A 17,413-nucleotide genomic window follows, 5' to 3' on the forward strand; every position below is an offset into this window, starting at 1 on the left:
TGCTGAAGCAGCCTTTTTTTTGTTACAGATGAAATAAGAGCTTACTACATCATGGAAGTTTGCAACTGTCCATATTACTAGACGAATGGACGGTTTAAAGGTAAATTTTTAATAGAACCGTTTACCGGAGGAGTGATAACAATGGCACGTGTTTTATTTATTAATGCTGGTTCGGAAGGCCATATTAATCCAACGATTGGAGTGGTGGAAGAGCTTGTTTCACGTGGAGAAGAGGTAGTATACTTTACGATTGAAGCTTTTCGTGAGCGTATCGAGAGGACGGGAGCGATTGTCCGGACGATTGACGGTGAAAAGTTTATTAAAGCCTTTATCTCAGGCGGGAGGAATTATTTACTCGAAAGAATCAACGGTCTGTTACATACAGCGGATATTGTCATCCCTAGCATTCTCGAGCAGATTAATGGAGAGCATTTTGATTACATCATTCACGATTCTATGTTTGGTTGTGGACGGTTACTTGCCCAGATCCTTAACCTCCCCGCAATTAATTCGTGTACTTCTTTTGCAGAGAGTAAATCTTCATTCGATCGAATGTTAGATCAGTTTACAAAAAATAATCCTTCAGAAATAGTTAAAGCTATATCTGGTGAATATCAAAGTCTGACGGAAAAGGTGAAGGAAAAATATAGGGTGGAGATCGATTCTCCTTATGAGGTTTTTTGTAATCCAGCACCACTAACCATCGTTTATACATCGAGGGAGTTTCAACCTTGTGGAGAAGTATTCGAGCAAACTTATAAATTTGTAGGTCCATCCATCGCTTCCCGATTCTTACACGAAGACTTTGACCAGGTTGCTATCAAAGGGAAAAATTCCATTTACATTTCTCTCGGGACAGTTTTTAACCGGTCGGTTGATTTTTATAGGTTATGTATTGAAGCCTTTAGAAATACCAATCACACTGTCGTCATGTCGATTGGAAACCAAACCTCTCTGCTTGATTTAGGAGAAATCCCCCAAAATTTTATCGTGAAAAATTATCTTCCACAAACGGAAGTGCTAAAATACACGAAATTATTTATCACACACGGAGGAATGAACAGTACTCATGAGGCTCTCTACAATGGGGTTCCACTCATTGTAATCCCGCAAAGTGCGGATCAGCCGATCATTGCCGAGCGAGTTGCCAATCTTGGAGCAGGTATTCAATTACAAATGAAAACCTTGACGGCCAATCAACTGCTTGAAGCCGCAGAGCACGTGTTAAACCAGTCATCTTTCCAGAAAGCTGTGGGAGTAATTAGCGAATCCTTTCAAACATCGGGAGGGTTTAACCGAGCGGTGGATGAGATATTCAATTTTATAGCTAACTAGTCAAATATTTAAACTGCCAAGTCAAGAAAAGGCTCCATTCATCTGAAAGGAGCCTTTTCTCTGTCTATTCTTTTTTTAATCTTCCCGCCTTTTTGGCAGCCTCTTTTAAGATGACCTCGATTTGGGCGTTCACGCTTCTAATTTCATCCTCGGCCCATTTTTCCAGCACTTCGTACAATTTGGGGTCAATGCGAAGCGGAAATGATTTTCTTTTGCTCATTTACCACACAACCTTAATAAATGCTTCCTGTATTGATGATCGGCTGTGTTCCTTTCTCGGAAACAATCGCGACCATTAAGTTATTGACCATTTGCGCTTTTTTCTCCTCATCGAGTTCGACAATTTCCTGCTCGGCCAGCTGGTCAATTGCCGCTTTTACAAGCCCAACGGCTCCGTCGACAATCACTTTACGGGCTGATAACACCGCTTGCGCTTGTTGTCGTTGAAGCATCGCAGAAGCGATTTCTGAAGAGTAGGCAAGATGCATAATTTGAGCTTGAATGACATCCACTCCGGCCACATCCAGCCGGTTTTGTAAGTCACGAGCAAGGACATCAGCCACCTCATCGCTATTTTGGCGAAGAGTTAAGGTGTTCTCCGAATTTTCAAAGGTATCGTAGGCATATCTGCTCGCAATATGACGTATGCCAGTTTCACTTTGAATTTGAATGAACTTTTCGTAGTTCTCTACATCATACAACGCTTTGGCTGCATCTCTTACTTTATAAACTACAACTGCTGCAATCTCAATGGGATTCCCTTCTAAATCATTTACTTTTAGCCGTTCACTGTTAAAGTTTGTGACACGTAAAGAAACACTCCGTTTGAAGGTAAACGGAATTGTTGCCCATAATCCTTGGTCCCGAATCACACCGAGATAGGTTCCAAAGAACGTTAATACCTTTGCTTCATTGGGTTGAACAATGGTTAAACTTGTTGCGACAATCAGCCCTAAAAGGATGATTAATCCTCCGGAAATTTGCTGTGAAATGGTTCCAGTTACGATTAAATAAGCCCCAAAAACGATACACAAAAGCGCGATGATCAGTGCCACAAACCCATTCATTTTAATAATTGATTTCTCTCTCATCAGGGTCCCCTCCTTTAAAAAAAGTGATATAAAAGTGATATCACATTTATATCATAATACAGCTGTTAAAAAAAGTAAATGATTTACCAATCTTTCCTTCCTACTCGGCCAAAAGACCTGTTCCGACAAAGGACCAATCCGAGAGAGGGACTTATTAATTAAAAACCATGAATTTTGAGGATATTTGGAGGATTAAGCAGGATTTTTAATTTTACTGAAGGAATATAATATATAAAAATTCTGATTCTTATGCTATGAGAAGGTTATTTGTCAAATTAGGAGAAACGCCACTAGCTGTTTCACCATCGGGCAAATAGCTGTCAGAAGGAAATAGATAAAGCTTGTTTATTCAACCATTCTACCAAGGTATGAAAGAGGGTATTGATATGCTTGAAAAATTCTTTGCCGACTATAAAAGCTATGTGGTTGTCCCTGAAGATGAAACGCAAGCGGTTAATGAAGTATATGATCCCAAAAATTATGCTGCCTATTTTATCCTGACACTGTCGCTTTTTGATTCAAAGTTAGCAATCTGGAAAGATGCAAGTAAGTTTGAAATAGATATTGAAAAAAGTATAAAAACTGTCCTGATGAACTTTAATCAACTGCATCGAGATAAGTACCATCTTCAATTACTGGAATTAGATCGGTTTAAAAATTACTTGATCTTGGCTCTTTCTTGTAAAACAAAATGGAATTCAGGCGAAGAAAATGGCCGTATAGCAGAAATCATTGATAGAAAACTAACCAATCCTCTCTATGTTGGCCAACAATGGTTTAACTTAATTGGTGAAAAAGGAAAGGTTGCCCGTAAACTATTTTGCTGCTCCTTTAAAGAATACGTACCGGGGGACCTAAACCAAACAAAAAAGGAAGCGGAAAACATCAGTGAATTCATCCCCAAAAATGGAGAGATAAAGCTAATCAAAGGATCATTGAAAATGGAGGTTCTCTAATAATCTCTAATTTCTGTAATTATCAAAATGCTTGGAGAACCCAAGTGTTTTTTTTTGAAATGACCGTAAGGAGTTTCAAGGGTTAGTTAAAAAAAGATTGACAGTTCTTGGTAAGTAAATTATTATCATTATTGATAATGATAATAAAAAGAGGAACGTTAATTAAGGGGGAAATTGGAATGGTTAGTACGGAAACGATTGTATCGATGTTTGTTCCGATAGTATTTTCATTTATATTATTTTTGGGGTTGATTTTGTTTTTTCGAAAGAAAACAGGGATCGCGGTTAAGCCGATCATTGTAGGTGCGATTGGATTTGTGGTGATGACACAGGTCTTGGAAAAAACGCTTCATCTTGCAGTTGTTACGGCCTTTCCAAATTATGCTCAACACCCTTGGGCTTTTGGGTTATATGGGGGGATGGCAGCGGGCTCATTTGAAGAGCTAGGCCGTTTTCTTTTATTTACTTGGCTGTTAAAAAAATACCATAACTACAAAGGTGGAATTTCTTTTGGTGTCGGCTGGGGCGGCATTGAGGCAATTGTGTTGATGTTAACTATGATCGTGCCAAACATTTTATTCGCGTTTATGATTAATGCAGGTACACTAGAACAAACGTTGGCAGGACAAATCCCAACTGACCAGCTCACAGCTATAAAAGATACCGTGTTAAGCAATGGCGTTTCCTATTATTTATTGGCTTGTGTCGAACGGTTCTTCGCAGCAATCATTCAGATTGCCTTTAGTTTATGGGTATTGATTGCGGTAGTGAAAAAGAAATTTGTTTACGTTATTTATGCCATCCTTATTCATGCGGCGTTTGATTTTCCGCTCGTATTTGTGCAGACCGGCCATTTTACAAATTTATGGGTGGTAGAGCTATATGTAGCCATCGGGGGGATCATTGGTATTTGGATGATTAAGAAGGCTAGGGGATTGCTGCCAGAATGATATAGGGAAGCTTTTTAGAAAAAAATATAGAGATAAAAAATAGGATTCCCTTTCAGGGGGATCCTATTTTTTACTAATTTCGTAATTATTGTCCTAAAGGAGTACCTGGTACCAGGTTCCCATGCCGCCTTTGCTTTTTGGCTTTGCGGAAATGGAATAACTCATAAAATGTTGGAATCACAATCAGTGTCAATAGGGTGGACACGATGAGTCCAAATATAACGACCACCGCCAGTCCTTTTGAAACAAGATTTAAACTCATCGCCGATTCATGTGCAACCAGAAGCGGCAGCATAGCAAATACAGTGGCCAGTGCGGTCATCAGAATTGGCCGTAGACGGACCGCTCCCGCTTCCATAATTGCTTCGCGAATACTCATGCTGTCTTCGTTATGACGGATTCGGTCCACTAGTACAATCGCATTGGTAACAACAATCCCAACAAGCATCAACATCCCAATACCAGAAGAGATATTTATGCTTGAGTGAGTAACCACCAATCCTAATAGCGAACCAATCGCGGCAAGCGGCAAAGAAATCAGAATGGCAATGCTTGCCCGGAATGATTTTAAGGTAACAAGCAAAATCATAAACACAATTCCAATCGAGAACATTGCCAGTTTACCCAATTCTACTAAATCATCCGATGATTGCATCGCAGAACCGGTAATTTCTGCACTAGTTCCTTTTCCAAAAGTATGATCTTTATCCCAAACAACAATCTGTTTCTGGATTTTGCCTGTCACATCTACCATTTTATCTGAATCCACAAAAGCACTGACTTGTAGATAATGATGGCCGTCTTTTGAAAAGAGGGTACCAGGCTCCTTACGCTCTTCTATCTTAGCGATACTAGATAAAGCTACTGGTCCATTTGGTGTCATAAGCTGCAAATCTTTTAGATCATTCACCGTTTGAATTTCTTTTATGGCGCCTATCTTAACAGTTGTCGTCCGTCCTTCTATTTTGATGTTTCCGATCGCAGCTGGCTGGATCATGGCATAAACCGACTGTGAAATTTCCTGTGCGTTGGACAATTTCGAATCCACGGTAATCTTAACGGTAGGTTTAGTATTTTGATCGTTACTTTCTACCTTTTGGACTCCATCAATTGTACGTATTTCTTTCTTGACGATGTCAGCTGCGTCTTTAATGTCGTCCTCATTTTTACCAATGACATCCACTGAAACGGACGTTTTATTGATTCCCAATAAACCAGCGGTGTCTGCCGTCAATTCTGCTGCCGGGAACTGATCTTTTGTTTTTCGAATCTCTTTTACAAAATTGGCGGAATCAGTCCCATCTTTAGGAAAAACCATAAATTGAACCACGTTTGCATCCTGCAGATTGCCGTATTGGGCAGCATCTTCATTGACTCCCGCAATCGTAATGTGAGTTTTAACCCCTTTTTTATCTTGGAGAATGCTCTCCATTTTTGAAATTCCGTCTTTTATTTCACCTATTGAAGTCCCATTTTGATAGCGAAGACTGATGGCTATGTAGGCAGAATCCTTCTGGTCAACAGACCCTTTTGGCATACTCACGAATAATCCAATCGATCCAATCACTACGAGAATCACTAGAATGATAGGAAGCCATTTATGGTTAAGCGACCATTTTAATAGGGATAGGTAAAACGAATTTTTCTTGTGTTCTTTCACCTTTACTTTTTTCATCATCCGGCCGCTGAGTGCTGGTACGACGGTCAGCGAAACAAGCAAGGATGCTAGAAGTGAACAAGTAATTGTAATGGCGAACGGGGCAACAAGATCTCTTAATCCTCCCGAAACCAGCATCATTGGAAGAAATACTGCCACCGTTGTAAGGGTGGAGGACGTAATCGCTGCGCCGACTTCTTTCACGGCTTCGATAAGAAATGCTGGGGTTAATTTATGATCTTTCTTTCTTCGGTAAATATTTTCAACTACGACGATACTATCATCCACGAGCCGTCCGACGGATACTGCAATTCCTCCTAGTGTGAGGATGTTTAAGGTAACTCCGAAGAAGGAAAGTAATATCATCGTTAGACAAAGTGACAGTGGAATACTGACAATCGTGATCAGCGTCATTCGGAAACTGCGAAGGAATAACCAGATAATAAGTGTCGCAAATAATGCTCCAGTCAATACTTCTCTTGTCATTGAATTAATCGAATCAAGAACGGTATTCCCTAAATTCATAAAAATCGTTGCTTGCAGTGTTCCCTCATAGTCTTTGTTAATCTTTTTGACGGCATCTTCCACTTGTTTCCCAAGGGTTACGGCATTGGAGGTCGAATCCTTTTGAATAACCACGTCGATAAAATTCTTCCCATTCAAATGGGTGATGCTTTTGGTATCTTTTTGCATACTTACATCAGCAACATCCTGCAATTTGGTCTTACTATTTAACTGGATGTTTTTGATGTCATCAAGTGATTCTATTTTTCCTGTTACGATAATACTTGTTGCTTCGTTATTGAGGGTTTGTTCGCCTACGGCAACAGAGGCATTTTTTCCTTGAAGAAGAGTATAGAGCTTTTCAAGCGGGTATTGTGCTGCTGTTATTTTGGCAGGATCGACTTTAATTAGCACTTGTTGATTTTTTCCGCCGTTTGTAATGACATTGCCAACACCTTTTAGGTCTTGGAACATTGGCATAATCTCATTATCTACGATATTTAGCTCTTGATTGCCAATTTCCTTGTCAAAGGTAAGACCTAATTCTACAATCGGAATTTCAGAGGTGTTCAGGTTAATTACGTACGGTTTCATGACCCCATTGGGGAGAGTAACCATAGAAATTCTTTCTTGTATTTGCTGCTTGGCTTCTTTTACATTAATGTCAGATTCAAAGGTGACGGTCATTTGTGTGAAGTTATTTCCTGTTTGTGCTGCTACATTTTTTTTCCCTCTCACGCCATTTAATGCTTTTTCAATTGGCTGTGTTACCTGTTCATCCATGCTAACGGCATCCATTCCGTTTCCAACTACGGAAATAGTAACATAAGGCTGATCCGCAGCTGGCATCAGTTCCATTGGAATTGTGGTATAACTAAAAACCCCAAAAATCATTGAGGCAAATACGGCAAAAGCTAATGCTGATTTATTCCGTAATGCCCATTTGGTAAACCAAATCATAAATGTCCCTCCTAGTACAAACATGGTAAAGCAGGTAAATTATACCACCTGTTACCCGGATTTAGTAGGGTATTTTTCCTAATTTACAAAAAATTAACTAAAATATAAAACAATAGTAACCTACTTATTAAAAAGAAGAATTTTACTCTGTTATTGTAAAAAAAATTTTTGGCGCAGAATAAAAGGGCATCCTCGAGGTTGCCCTTTTATTCAAAGCTTATCTTTTTTTCGCCTTCAAAAAGGCCGCATAGCTTGCCGCCTTTTTGGGTGGAGCAGTGAGGGATTTCTCATAACCTTTCTGGAAGCTTTTTTCGTATGCTTTCACAAACTTCTGCCCAAGTATCCGCTGGGCTGCCTGTACCGCGTTCATTTCCGGATGAGCATGAAGGTAGGCGAAGAATTTCTCACCAGAGGAAAAGGAGAGATACACCTGCCTGAGAAGTCCTATTTTTATGAGGGGCCGAGCTATTTCCTTCTTGTTGTCCAAGCTCAGCTGGGATCGTGGCATCTGCTGCCAAGCACGGGATATCCTGAATTTATGGCGGTCTTCAAGCCCCGAACGGATTCCTTCATAATATCCTTCTTCCATCCCCAGTTGGGCGGGGTCTGGCGGTGGTTGGCCGTCTGTATGAAATCCGCCGGCAAAAAGTAGAACGGCAAATAGGAACAAGGTAACAAGTTTCCGTGACACAGCCTTAGCTCCTCTCTGTTTATTTTGTCTTCATAAGTTTAACCAGTCATTTTCTTAATATGTAGCAGGTAGTTTAGGTGCAAGTGTTAAAACTTGAATTCAATCCTGTCTTTATATATAAAATAAGATGTAGAAATAAACTAGAAAAGGTGAGTTTATGAGTCAATTATCCGAATTGTTATCCAATCAGCATCATCAAAATGTCGAGGAATTAAAAGAATTGCTCCGGATTCCAAGTATCAGTTCCTTATCGGAGCATAAAGAGGACATCCAAAAAGCTGCCTCATGGATTGCCAATAAACTAGAAACCATTGGAATGGAACATGTAGAAATTATCCAGACAGCAGGTCATCCAATTATCTATGCGGATTGGTTACATCAGGAAAATGCCCCAACTGTCTTAGTTTACGGCCATTATGATGTCCAGCCCGTTGACCCTGTTCATTTATGGGAGACACCACCATTTGAACCAACGATCCGTGATGAAAAGATCTTTGCCAGAGGGGCAACCGATGACAAAGGGCAGACATTCTTACATATCAAAGCAGTCGAAACACTTTTAAAAACAGAAGGTAAATTACCAGTAAACGTAAAATTTTGCATCGAAGGAGAGGAGGAAATCGGAAGTCCTCATCTTCCACCGTATCTATCAGAAAATAAAGAAAAGTTAGCCTGTGATGTGGTCATTATTTCCGATTCAGATATGTGGGACCGAGGCATCCCTGCCATCACCTATTCTTTACGAGGTCTTTGTGCACTGGAACTTTCCTTAAAAACCGCAAACTCTGATTTACACTCAGGCATGTTCGGAGGGGGAGTCCAGAACGCCAACCATTTATTAGTCCAATTGCTTTCAACGCTTCATGATGCCACTGGAAAAGTGAATGTGGACCATTTTTATGATGATGTCGTGGAATTGACAGACTATGAAAAAGAACAAATTAAAGCACTAGGATTTGATGAAGAAAAGCTTAAAAAATCATTAGGATTAACTGATTTTACGGGAGGGGAAAATAATTTTCCATATCCTGAGAGAATCAGTTCCCGGCCTACATTAGAAGTAAACGGCTTATGGGGCGGATTTCAGGGAGAAGGGACAAAAACCGTCATCCCGAACGAGGCCCATGCGAAAATCACTTGCCGTTTGGTACACAATCAAAATCCAGAAAAGATTCAGGGATTGATCAAAAAACACTTGGAAGAGCATACGCCAAAAGGATGCACAGTAACCGTGTCTTTACAAGACACCGGCAACCCATTCTTAACGCCAATCGACAGTCCGATGATTCAAACAGCGGCAGAAGCGTATGAAACCGTTTATGGGAAAGCACCAGTCTACAAAAGAGAAGGCGGTTCGATTCCGATTGTATCTGACTTTAGCCAATCCCTAAATGCACCAGTTGTCTTAATGGGATTCGGTTTGCCAGATGAAAATCTACATGCACCAAACGAACACTTTAACTTGGAAAACTTTGATAAAGGAATCCTAACGATTTGTTCCTTTTTAGGACTTCTTAATAAGTAAAATAGTGCCAAGTCACTTCTTAGTACGAGTAGTGACTTGGCGATTTTTATAACAGCATCAACCTCTGAAATCCCACTATTAATAAAGATTCATATTAAAACCAAAACTTTACATTTGACAAAATTAACTGTAATGAATAAAATTACAGTATAGAAACTGTAATATTTTTTATTACATTTAAACGTTTGGCCAAAATAACGGATGGAGGGTGTAAAAGTATGGTGACCATATATACGACACCAAGCTGTGCTTCTTGTCGAAAAGCAAAGGCTTGGCTTGAGGAACATCAAATTGATTATATCGAAAGAAATATCTTATCTAATCCCCTTACAGTCGATGAGATTAAATCGATTCTTCGTATGACGGAAGAAGGGACGAGCGAAATTATTTCCACGAATTCAAAGGCGTTTCAAGAATTAAACGTAAATATCGAATCTCTTCCGCTAAATGAATTGTACAAATTAATCATTGAGCATCCCAAAATGGTGCGCCGTCCAATTATCCAAGATGAAAAAAGATTACAGGTTGGCTATAACGAGGACGAAATTCGTAGTTTTCTACCGCGTAGAATTCGATCTTATTTGTACACCGAATTGCAAAAAAAAGCCAATTAAACTATATTAAATTTTTTTAAAAGGAGGTAAATCAGATGATTGAAGTATTCGTAAAAGTAAAATTTAATGATCAAAACTATCATACCAATGTCATTGTGAATAAAGATATGACCTGGGAAAACATTAAACGAATAGCAGAAGAACAAGTCATAAAACAATGGGGCATGTAAATAACCCGTTTAACAGGAACTTAAAAGCTAATTGCTTGACTACCTTATCTGTAATGTTTACCATTACAGTATGTTGTTAATTTTAATAAAAACTGCAGACAATACTTGTATTAGTAAAAATAGATAAGAAGTTGTCTTAGGAGGCAAGTTCATGAATAGTGACTTTACCCTTGCCATTCATAGTTTAACTTTTTTGGCATTACAGCCAGACCGCATGTCAACAAGTGATGCCATATCTGAAAGTGCTGGTGTCCATCCGGTACGCATTCGAAAAGTGCTTAGTTTGTTAAAAAAACATAAATTTATTAAATCAAAAGAAGGTACGGGCGGTGGATTTATTTTTCCGCTAGAACTTAGTGAAGTGAATCTTTGGGATATCTATAAGATCACCTCAGAAGGTGCACTAAAGCCCAAATGTCCTGAATCCAATGAAAAATGTATTGTAGGTGCGAATATGCAAGGAGTCCTATGCAGTATTTTCTTTGGTGTGGAAAAGCATATGGGAGAATATCTAAAGGAGTATACAATTAAAGAAATTGTTAATCTTGTCAATAAGCGGCAATAACGGTTTATGGCTGCTGATTTTTATTTGAAATGTAATAAAAAAAGTTACAGTTTAACCCATATTCAGCAAGATGTAACATAAAACTAATTAAAGAGGGTGAATCAGGCATGTTGTCAAATAATACCACCATATTAAATACAGGTGATTGGATTAAGGCGGAATCTTGGGATGGCGAATTAATCATTGGTTATGTTGAAGCTCTGTCAAGTATCGAAGGCGTGTTGAAGGTAAAGGTAGTTAAAAGTGACAATGACCAAACGGTCGGGAAAACCATCCCAATTTTAAGCCAACAAGTTAAGAAGATGCCGGTTTCAAATGTAACCAATAAGGCACAGCTTGAATTTCTCCTAGACTTAGCATTATCAACAGGGGATAAGGAATGGTTCCTGGCTCTATCCTCGGAGTTAAACGCAATGAAGCAGCTTGCTAATAGAGTTCATTAAATCTCACACATCCTTCCCACTAAAATTAACTCGCATATCAAAATGATTATAAGCCTGAATCTATTAATAAAAGATTCAGGCTTTTTTGGCTCTTTTTTACTGAATGTTGATTTCACTGTGTTTGAAAAATAGGTAGTAAATTTGCGTATAATATTCCCAGTAATAAAGAAAAATACAGAAGCAAAAGCTATAAATTCTATCAAAAATTATTTCGAACGTGTCATCTTCGAACTTTCCAACCATTGCCTCAAAGATAAATTTGCTAATGATGAAGGGAGAAATAAATTTGCATTTACGAAAAATGGCTGTAGTTCTGCTTGCTGGTACACTTTTTTGCACTACTTTTAAAAGTAATCAAGCGAATGCTGCATCTAATGAAGTTCCAATAGAAAAGGTTTTTCAATCCATGGGTTATAAAGTGGAAAAAATTGGTGGGAGTATTTACATATCAAGAGAAAAAGACGACCGTATTCGTCTCAAACCCAAATCGAGAAGTGCCGTTAAAAATGGAAAAAAATTCATCTTAAAGAAGCCGATATCTTATGATAAGAAACTCAAAAAATTCGTCATAAGCGTATATGATGTATATTGGCTGGCTAAAGAAGATAACAAAGAAAAACATTATCGTGTTGAAAAAGGGGACACACTATCCTCAATTGCCAAACATTTCAACACAACCACTGATAACTTAAAAGAATGGAACAATCTTAAATCAAACTTGATTGTTCCTGGGCAACATTTGCATATAAAAGATCCTGTTTATATCGTTCAACCTGGGGATTCTATATGGGAGATTGCCCACAAGACGGAAAATACGATGGATGACATCATCTCGTTAAACGATCTTACGATGCAAATGGTGTTTCCGGGTCAAAAACTGATACTACCACTTCAACCATCACTCAAGCCGCCAAACTACTTTTCAACTGGTGTTTTCCCTCTGGCGCAGGAGACATATGACCCATTTGCTGGAGGATTCGGTGACGGGAGGTCCTTTTCGATAGACGGGAAGGCAAGAAGACACGAAGGAATTGACATCATGGCGACAAAATGGGTGCCTGTATTTTCCGCTACAGAGGGTGTTGTAGATAAAATTGGTTGGAACACACTTGGAGGATATCGAGTGCTGATTAAGGCAAAGAATGGAATGCGACTTTATTACGCCCATTTCATGCAATACGCTCCTGGATTGAAAAAAGGACAAAAAGTTTCGAAAGGTCAATTGATAGGATTTGTTGGAAATACCGGGTATGGAAAAAAAGGCACAAACGGAAAATTCCTACCGCATTTACATTTTGGAATTTATGGGGCAAACGGTAAGGCGATAGACCCTTATCCTTACATGCAATGGTGGGAAATACAGCCGTAACTTCTACTTCTGCTAAAAGAGTAATAGTTAAAAGAGGATCATTTGAGGTGATCCCGAAAAGTTAGAGTTTTATATTAAGCAGCTAATTGGCTGGTATGGATTCGGTATTGAACCAAACTCATACCAGCCAATTTTTGCTTTATTCCCTTCTTATTTTTCTTGTGATTTTTATTGTGAAGATTAAATATTTTCAGTATATTTAATGTAATATCAAAAGAGTGAGGAAGGTTAAATGAATCAATCCTATTTTTATTTAAAACTAGAAACACATCATTTACATATGTCTTATAAAAATGAAGAACGTCGCGTGCGTGTGTTATTGCCGAAGGATTATAATAAAGATGAGGCTTTATATTATCCAGTGGTCTATATGCATGATGGACAAAATGTTTTCTATAGTAGTGAATCTTATAGCGGGTATTCATGGAAAGTCATTCCTGCAATTAAACAAAACCCCGATTTACCGAAGATGATTGTTGTTGGGATAGATAACGCTGGACAGGATCGAATTAATGAATATACGCCTTGGAAAATAACTGAAAGCCCACTTCCTGAAGATATTGAACTAGGCGGAAGAGGGGCGGAGTATGCAGAGTTTGTCATGGCGGTCGTGAAGCCGTTTATCGATAAGCATTACCGAACAAAAGCGGATAAATATCATACAGTGATGATGGGCAGTTCACTTGGAGGAAATATTTCAGCTTTTATGGGTATTGAATATCAAAATCAAATTGGTGGTTTAGGTATTTTTTCTCTAGCCAATTGGATTACTAGTAAAGCATTTGACAGTTATATTGCTAGAAAAGAATTGGATCCTGAACAACGCGTGTACATTCAAGTTGGGACTCAGGAAGGCGATGATACCGATAGACAAATGATGTATGGGAATATGAAACAGGCCTATATCGATTGCTCGCTTAAGTATTATCAACAACTGATAAAAGGCACTGTTCCTATTGATAGCATTTGTTTAAACATTTTTGCAGATGAAGAACATAATGAAAAAGCTTGGGCAAAACACTTGCCGGAATGTTTACGTTTCTTAAGTGTGAAGTGGTCTTAAATGAACTGAATAATTTATATTTGAAATAATCGGAATCTGTTATTTTTTTTGAATATTGATTATAATTTGAAATAATAGTAGCTTAGTCGTGAAAATAATGAATATTTTTCATTCTGAGAAAGGGGCTTTTTTTTTATGAATTATATTTTGATATCACCTTACTATCCTAGTAATTTTCAACCATTTGCTCATCGTTTAAAAGACGCAGGTGTCAATGTGTTAGGAATTGGCGAAGAGCCATATGACCAATTAGGTTCCGAATTACAAAACTCTTTAACAGAATATTATCGTGTGAATGATTTAGAAGATGTAGATGAAGTAAAACGTGCGGTTGCCTTTTTATTTTATAAACATGGTCCAATTGACCGCATTGAATCCAATAATGAACACTGGTTAGAACTTGATGCGCAGTTGCGTGAACAATTTAACGTGTACGGAAATAAAACGAATGACCTGAAAAAAGTTAAGTTTAAATCTGAAATGAAAAAATTGTTTAAACAAGCAGGAGTGCCTGTCGTAGAAGGAAGAGTCGTTAAAACTAACAAGGAGTTAGCTAAAGCCATTGATGAATTAGGACTGCCAGTGATTGCCAAACCGGATAATGGAGTGGGCTCAGCTGCTACCTTTAAATTAAGTTCAGAAGAGGATGTCCGACATTTTGAAGAAGAATGGGGAGAAGCACAAGTATACTTCTTAGAACCATTTGTCGAAGGAGGCGTGCTTTGTACATTTGATGGTTTAATAGATCAAAAGGGAAGCATTGTTTTCCAAACTAGCTTTACCTATAATGTGCCAACACTGGAACTCGTTAACGGTCAGTTGGATATGGCTTATGTGATTCAAAAAGAGATGGATCCAAAGCTCGAAACATATGGAAAGGCGATTGTAAAAGCTTTTGGCATGAAAGAACGCTTTTTCCATATTGAGTTTTTTAAACTAGAAAATGGGGATTATCTGGCACTTGAATACAATAACCGCTTGGCTGGCGGCTATACGATTGATATGTACAATTTCGCACACTCGATTGATTTATTTGCACAGTATGCTTCTCTAGTGACAGGAGGAGAATTTAAGGAGTCCGATAAGGTAAACCAGTTTTGTGTCGGTATCACACAGCGTGATATGTATGTGTATAAACATGATACGAATGCTATTTATAAACGATTTGGCGAACGTGTGAAGTTTGAACAGCGCATGCCAGATGCGTTTGCGGAACTCCAAGGAAATCAATTTTATGCAATTAATGCAGATTCGCAAGAAGAAGTGGATGAAATTATCCGTTTCGTCCATGAACGAAAAATAGGAAAAGGAGATCCCCTGTGCATATAGAACAATTAAACCATTGGAGTGGCGAATTAGGTCGTGAAATGCTATTAAACAGATATGGACACAGCGGTATGCCAATTGTCGTTTTTCCTTCATCTGGAGGGACGCATACTGAATACTATGATTTTGGAATGATTGATGTATGTCATGACTTTATTGAATCGGGAAAAGTTCAATTTTTTACATTGACTAGTATCGATAGCGAGAGTTGGCTGCATGACTCAAAACCAGCCCATGACCGTGCATTGGCTCATGAGGCATATGACCGTTACGTAATTTCAGAAGCGATTCCCTTTATTAAACATAAAACAGGTTGGTTTGATCCGATGATGACCACGGGTTGTAGTATGGGGGCCTATCATGCGCTGAACTTTTTCTTGAGACATCCGGATGTCTTCCAAACAACCGTTGCACTTAGCGGGATTTACGATGTGCGTTTCTTTTTTGGGGATTACGGAAATGATTCACTTGTATACGAAAACTCACCGAGTGATTACATATGGAATCAAAATGACGGCTGGTTTATTGATCGATATCGTTCAGCAAATATCATTATTTGTACTGGGCTAGGTGATTGGGAACAGGATGGGCTGCCTTCATACTATACATTAAAAAAAGCCTTTAAAGAAAAACAAATTCCAGCGTCGTTTGATGAGTGGGGCGAAGATGTTTTTCATGATTGGATTTGGTGGCGACGCCAAATGCCGTATTATTTAGGAAAATTAATTTAATAAAATATCAAAACATCAGTATGGTTGAGTCGCTGGTGTTTTTTTACTTTTATGTATTAAATAATTGATATTGTAACGAGATTATTAGATTCTATATTCATCTAAATTATTTATCACAAAAAATATCTTGAAAAAGATACATTCTCCTATTATTATGGAAATATAAAGTAGGAAGTTTGCCGGTTTAGCTCAATTGGTAGAGCAACTGACTTGTAATCAGTAGGTTGGGGGTTCAAGTCCTCTAGCCGGCACCATAGTTTTTTTTGCGATAGCAAAATAACTTGTTTTTTCCGCAGTAGCTCAGTGGTAGAGCTATCGGCTGTTAACCGATCGGTCGTAGGTTCGAGTCCTACCTGCGGAGTCATAGTCCAACAAGGGCACTAGGAAACTGGTCAGGGCGGGAACGCAGCAGCCATAACTAGTGGAATTGTGTGGGCTATTACATAGGACGAAAATAACGAAGTCACATCCGAAAAATGGATGTGACTTTGTTTAAGTTTAATTATAATTTCACCTCTACACCGTTTTCTAGATAAATGGTGGTATCTAACCCAGTTAGGTTTTTCAGAAATTCAAATACATTTTTTGCTGTGCGTTTGATCGTTACGCCCAGCTCCAAGTTATCAAACACGCGTGCATAGCAGCGGATGATCAACATATCATTTTCTGTGAACAGATGATAATAGACGGTTTCTTTGTGTATTTTCGAATAACAATGGATAAATAGATATTCATCTGTAGGTTCTATTCCTTTTATAGATAGTTCCTTTTGAACAATTCGTTTTATCTCCGCCAAGTGTTTATCTGGAAAATTTATTCTCATAACAATTCACCGCCTTAAACTTGGTCGTAATTTACCGGTAACATCGTTTTTAGATGAAAATTTAGTTCCCAATTGAATTACTCTTTTTATTAAAATATTTTGTCTACTATGGGCTTTTATGAATGACGCTCACATAGGAGCATCCATGATGTTCCAAACCTGTCTCTTAGCTGAGCAAAACGCAAAGCGAAAAAGGTTTCTTCCATGGGCATAAAGATTTCTCCTCCTTCAGAAAGCAAGGTATAAAGTCTCTCCGCCTCTTCTGTACTGTTAACTCTAAGTGTCAGATAAACACTCCGCATAGGCTCAGCGTTGGGAATGTCGGCTCCCCTTAGAACCGTGTCTCCAATCTCGATGGTAGCATGCAGAATATCGTTTTCCCGACCTTCTGGAACGTTCGTCGGATCTGGCAGTTGTTTGAAAGACATCATCGATGTTATTCTGCCTCCGAGATGCTGTTCATAGAACCGAAAAGCCTGCTCGCAAACTCCTTGATAATTGACATAGATATCGAGCTTCATTGAATAATCACTCCTTCTTTATTTTGGTTGTTGGTCCTTTAAATGAAATCTTATAATTCAGTATAAACTAGTGGCATTTGAACGCCAATACATATAGTTTTATGAAGTCTTTTTGTACC

18 protein-coding genes, 2 tRNA genes and 1 other RNA gene are annotated in these 17,413 nt (G+C 38.5%); 15 read left to right on the top strand and 6 right to left on the bottom strand.

Features of this window, described 5'->3' with window-relative positions; genetic code table 11:
• The first annotated feature begins 141 nt into the window (after positions 1-141).
• Entirely contained in the window at positions 142-1,335 is a 1,194-nt protein-coding gene (locus tag V7121_RS03125) for a macrolide family glycosyltransferase (protein WP_335545668.1), read from the top strand.
• A gap of 64 nt (positions 1,336-1,399) precedes the next feature.
• On the opposite strand, the gene V7121_RS03130 is transcribed toward V7121_RS03125, so the two are convergent.
• Both V7121_RS03130 and V7121_RS03135 read right to left on the bottom strand, forming a co-directional pair.
• Positions 1,400-1,555 carry an Arc family DNA-binding protein gene (locus V7121_RS03130; RefSeq protein WP_098573206.1) on the bottom strand — a complete coding sequence of 52 codons (156 nt, stop codon included), beginning with the start codon at positions 1,553-1,555 and terminating at the stop codon, positions 1,400-1,402.
• Positions 1,556-1,568: 13 nt separating this feature from the next.
• The gene (locus V7121_RS03135) at positions 1,569-2,426 is read right to left on the bottom strand and encodes an SPFH domain-containing protein (protein ID WP_335493840.1); all 858 of its coding nucleotides are present in this window, start codon (positions 2,424-2,426) and stop codon (positions 1,569-1,571) included.
• Positions 2,427-2,812: 386 nt separating this feature from the next.
• On the opposite strand from V7121_RS03135, the gene V7121_RS03140 reads away from it, so the two are divergent.
• On the top strand, positions 2,813-3,382 hold the full coding sequence (locus tag V7121_RS03140) for a hypothetical protein (RefSeq protein ID WP_335545671.1): 570 nt from the start codon (positions 2,813-2,815) through the stop codon (positions 3,380-3,382).
• Positions 3,383-3,561: 179 nt separating this feature from the next.
• On the top strand, positions 3,562-4,332 hold the full coding sequence (locus V7121_RS03145) for a YhfC family intramembrane metalloprotease (RefSeq protein WP_335493836.1): 771 nt from the start codon (positions 3,562-3,564) through the stop codon (positions 4,330-4,332).
• Positions 4,333-4,417: 85 nt separating this feature from the next.
• On the opposite strand, the gene V7121_RS03150 is transcribed toward V7121_RS03145, so the two are convergent.
• Positions 4,418-7,453 (bottom strand): efflux RND transporter permease subunit, encoded by a 3,036-nt coding sequence (locus V7121_RS03150; protein WP_335545673.1) that lies wholly within the window; start codon positions 7,451-7,453, stop codon positions 4,418-4,420.
• 217 nt (positions 7,454-7,670) lie between these two features.
• A complete protein-coding gene (locus V7121_RS03155) occupies positions 7,671-8,144 on the bottom strand; it encodes a hypothetical protein (RefSeq protein ID WP_335493833.1) in 474 nt (157 codons plus the stop codon).
• Between the two features lie 157 nt (positions 8,145-8,301).
• Here V7121_RS03155 and V7121_RS03160 point away from each other — a divergent pair, with 157 nt between their 5' ends.
• The 12 genes from V7121_RS03160 to ffs all read left to right on the top strand — a co-directional run bounded on the left by V7121_RS03160 (position 8,302) and on the right by ffs (position 16,396).
• A complete protein-coding gene (locus tag V7121_RS03160) occupies positions 8,302-9,669 on the top strand; it encodes a dipeptidase (protein WP_335545675.1) in 1,368 nt (455 codons plus the stop codon).
• Between the two features lie 218 nt (positions 9,670-9,887).
• Positions 9,888-10,283 (top strand): transcriptional regulator SpxA, encoded by a 396-nt coding sequence (spxA, locus tag V7121_RS03165; RefSeq protein ID WP_335493829.1) that lies wholly within the window; start codon positions 9,888-9,890, stop codon positions 10,281-10,283.
• A 35-nt stretch (positions 10,284-10,318) separates the two neighbouring features.
• Positions 10,319-10,453: a BA3454 family stress response protein gene (locus tag V7121_RS03170; RefSeq protein WP_335545678.1), complete on the top strand. Its 135-nt coding sequence runs from the start codon at positions 10,319-10,321 to the stop codon at positions 10,451-10,453.
• A 151-nt stretch (positions 10,454-10,604) separates the two neighbouring features.
• On the top strand, positions 10,605-11,018 hold the full coding sequence (locus V7121_RS03175) for an RrF2 family transcriptional regulator (RefSeq protein ID WP_335493825.1): 414 nt from the start codon (positions 10,605-10,607) through the stop codon (positions 11,016-11,018).
• Between the two features lie 107 nt (positions 11,019-11,125).
• Positions 11,126-11,461, top strand: coding sequence for an IDEAL domain-containing protein (locus tag V7121_RS03180; protein ID WP_335493823.1), 336 nt, complete (start codon positions 11,126-11,128; stop codon positions 11,459-11,461).
• A 286-nt stretch (positions 11,462-11,747) separates the two neighbouring features.
• Positions 11,748-12,830 (top strand): LysM peptidoglycan-binding domain-containing protein, encoded by a 1,083-nt coding sequence (locus tag V7121_RS03185; RefSeq protein ID WP_335545681.1) that lies wholly within the window; start codon positions 11,748-11,750, stop codon positions 12,828-12,830.
• Between the two features lie 232 nt (positions 12,831-13,062).
• Positions 13,063-13,893 (top strand): alpha/beta hydrolase, encoded by an 831-nt coding sequence (locus V7121_RS03190; protein WP_335493819.1) that lies wholly within the window; start codon positions 13,063-13,065, stop codon positions 13,891-13,893.
• 135 nt (positions 13,894-14,028) lie between these two features.
• The gene (locus tag V7121_RS03195; RefSeq protein WP_335545683.1) at positions 14,029-15,222 is read left to right on the top strand and encodes an ATP-grasp domain-containing protein; all 1,194 of its coding nucleotides are present in this window, start codon (positions 14,029-14,031) and stop codon (positions 15,220-15,222) included.
• Positions 15,213-15,950: an esterase family protein gene (locus tag V7121_RS03200; protein ID WP_335545685.1), complete on the top strand. Its 738-nt coding sequence runs from the start codon at positions 15,213-15,215 to the stop codon at positions 15,948-15,950. The genes V7121_RS03195 and V7121_RS03200 overlap by 10 nt, the downstream gene beginning before the upstream one ends.
• Positions 15,951-16,128: 178 nt before the next feature.
• A tRNA-Thr gene (locus tag V7121_RS03205) sits at positions 16,129-16,204 on the top strand.
• 35 nt (positions 16,205-16,239) lie between these two features.
• Positions 16,240-16,311, top strand: a tRNA-Asn gene (locus tag V7121_RS03210).
• Positions 16,311-16,396: signal recognition particle sRNA small type (gene ffs / locus V7121_RS03215), an RNA gene on the top strand. Before V7121_RS03210 ends, ffs begins: the two co-directional genes overlap by 1 nt.
• Before the next feature lie 56 nt (positions 16,397-16,452).
• Here ffs and V7121_RS03220 read toward each other — a convergent pair.
• Both V7121_RS03220 and V7121_RS03225 read right to left on the bottom strand, forming a co-directional pair.
• Entirely contained in the window at positions 16,453-16,773 is a 321-nt protein-coding gene (locus tag V7121_RS03220; RefSeq protein WP_335545687.1) for a hypothetical protein, read from the bottom strand.
• A 116-nt stretch (positions 16,774-16,889) separates the two neighbouring features.
• The gene (locus V7121_RS03225; protein ID WP_335545688.1) at positions 16,890-17,294 is read right to left on the bottom strand and encodes a VOC family protein; all 405 of its coding nucleotides are present in this window, start codon (positions 17,292-17,294) and stop codon (positions 16,890-16,892) included.
• Positions 17,295-17,413 lie beyond the last annotated feature (119 nt).

This window comes from Neobacillus drentensis (assembly GCF_036962125.1).
Taxonomy (GTDB): domain Bacteria; phylum Bacillota; class Bacilli; order Bacillales; family Cytobacillaceae; genus Neobacillus; species Neobacillus drentensis_B.

Bases quoted from the DNA above. Each gene is read 5' to 3' on its own strand.
- V7121_RS03125 (WP_335545668.1), top strand. From the start codon at position 142: ATGGCACGTGTTTTATTTATTAATGCTGGTTCGGAAGGCCATATTAAT.
- V7121_RS03130 (WP_098573206.1), bottom strand. From the start codon at position 1,555: ATGAGCAAAAGAAAATCATTTCCGCTTCGCATTGACCCCAAATTGTAC.
- V7121_RS03135 (WP_335493840.1), bottom strand. From the start codon at position 2,426: ATGAGAGAGAAATCAATTATTAAAATGAATGGGTTTGTGGCACTGATC.
- V7121_RS03140 (WP_335545671.1), top strand. From the start codon at position 2,813: ATGCTTGAAAAATTCTTTGCCGACTATAAAAGCTATGTGGTTGTCCCT.
- V7121_RS03145 (WP_335493836.1), top strand. From the start codon at position 3,562: ATGGTTAGTACGGAAACGATTGTATCGATGTTTGTTCCGATAGTATTT.
- V7121_RS03150 (WP_335545673.1), bottom strand. From the start codon at position 7,453: ATGATTTGGTTTACCAAATGGGCATTACGGAATAAATCAGCATTAGCT.
- V7121_RS03160 (WP_335545675.1), top strand. From the start codon at position 8,302: ATGAGTCAATTATCCGAATTGTTATCCAATCAGCATCATCAAAATGTC.
- spxA (WP_335493829.1), top strand. From the start codon at position 9,888: ATGGTGACCATATATACGACACCAAGCTGTGCTTCTTGTCGAAAAGCA.
- V7121_RS03170 (WP_335545678.1), top strand. From the start codon at position 10,319: ATGATTGAAGTATTCGTAAAAGTAAAATTTAATGATCAAAACTATCAT.
- V7121_RS03175 (WP_335493825.1), top strand. From the start codon at position 10,605: ATGAATAGTGACTTTACCCTTGCCATTCATAGTTTAACTTTTTTGGCA.
- V7121_RS03180 (WP_335493823.1), top strand. From the start codon at position 11,126: ATGTTGTCAAATAATACCACCATATTAAATACAGGTGATTGGATTAAG.
- V7121_RS03190 (WP_335493819.1), top strand. From the start codon at position 13,063: ATGAATCAATCCTATTTTTATTTAAAACTAGAAACACATCATTTACAT.
- V7121_RS03195 (WP_335545683.1), top strand. From the start codon at position 14,029: ATGAATTATATTTTGATATCACCTTACTATCCTAGTAATTTTCAACCA.
- V7121_RS03220 (WP_335545687.1), bottom strand. From the start codon at position 16,773: ATGAGAATAAATTTTCCAGATAAACACTTGGCGGAGATAAAACGAATT.
- V7121_RS03225 (WP_335545688.1), bottom strand. From the start codon at position 17,294: ATGAAGCTCGATATCTATGTCAATTATCAAGGAGTTTGCGAGCAGGCT.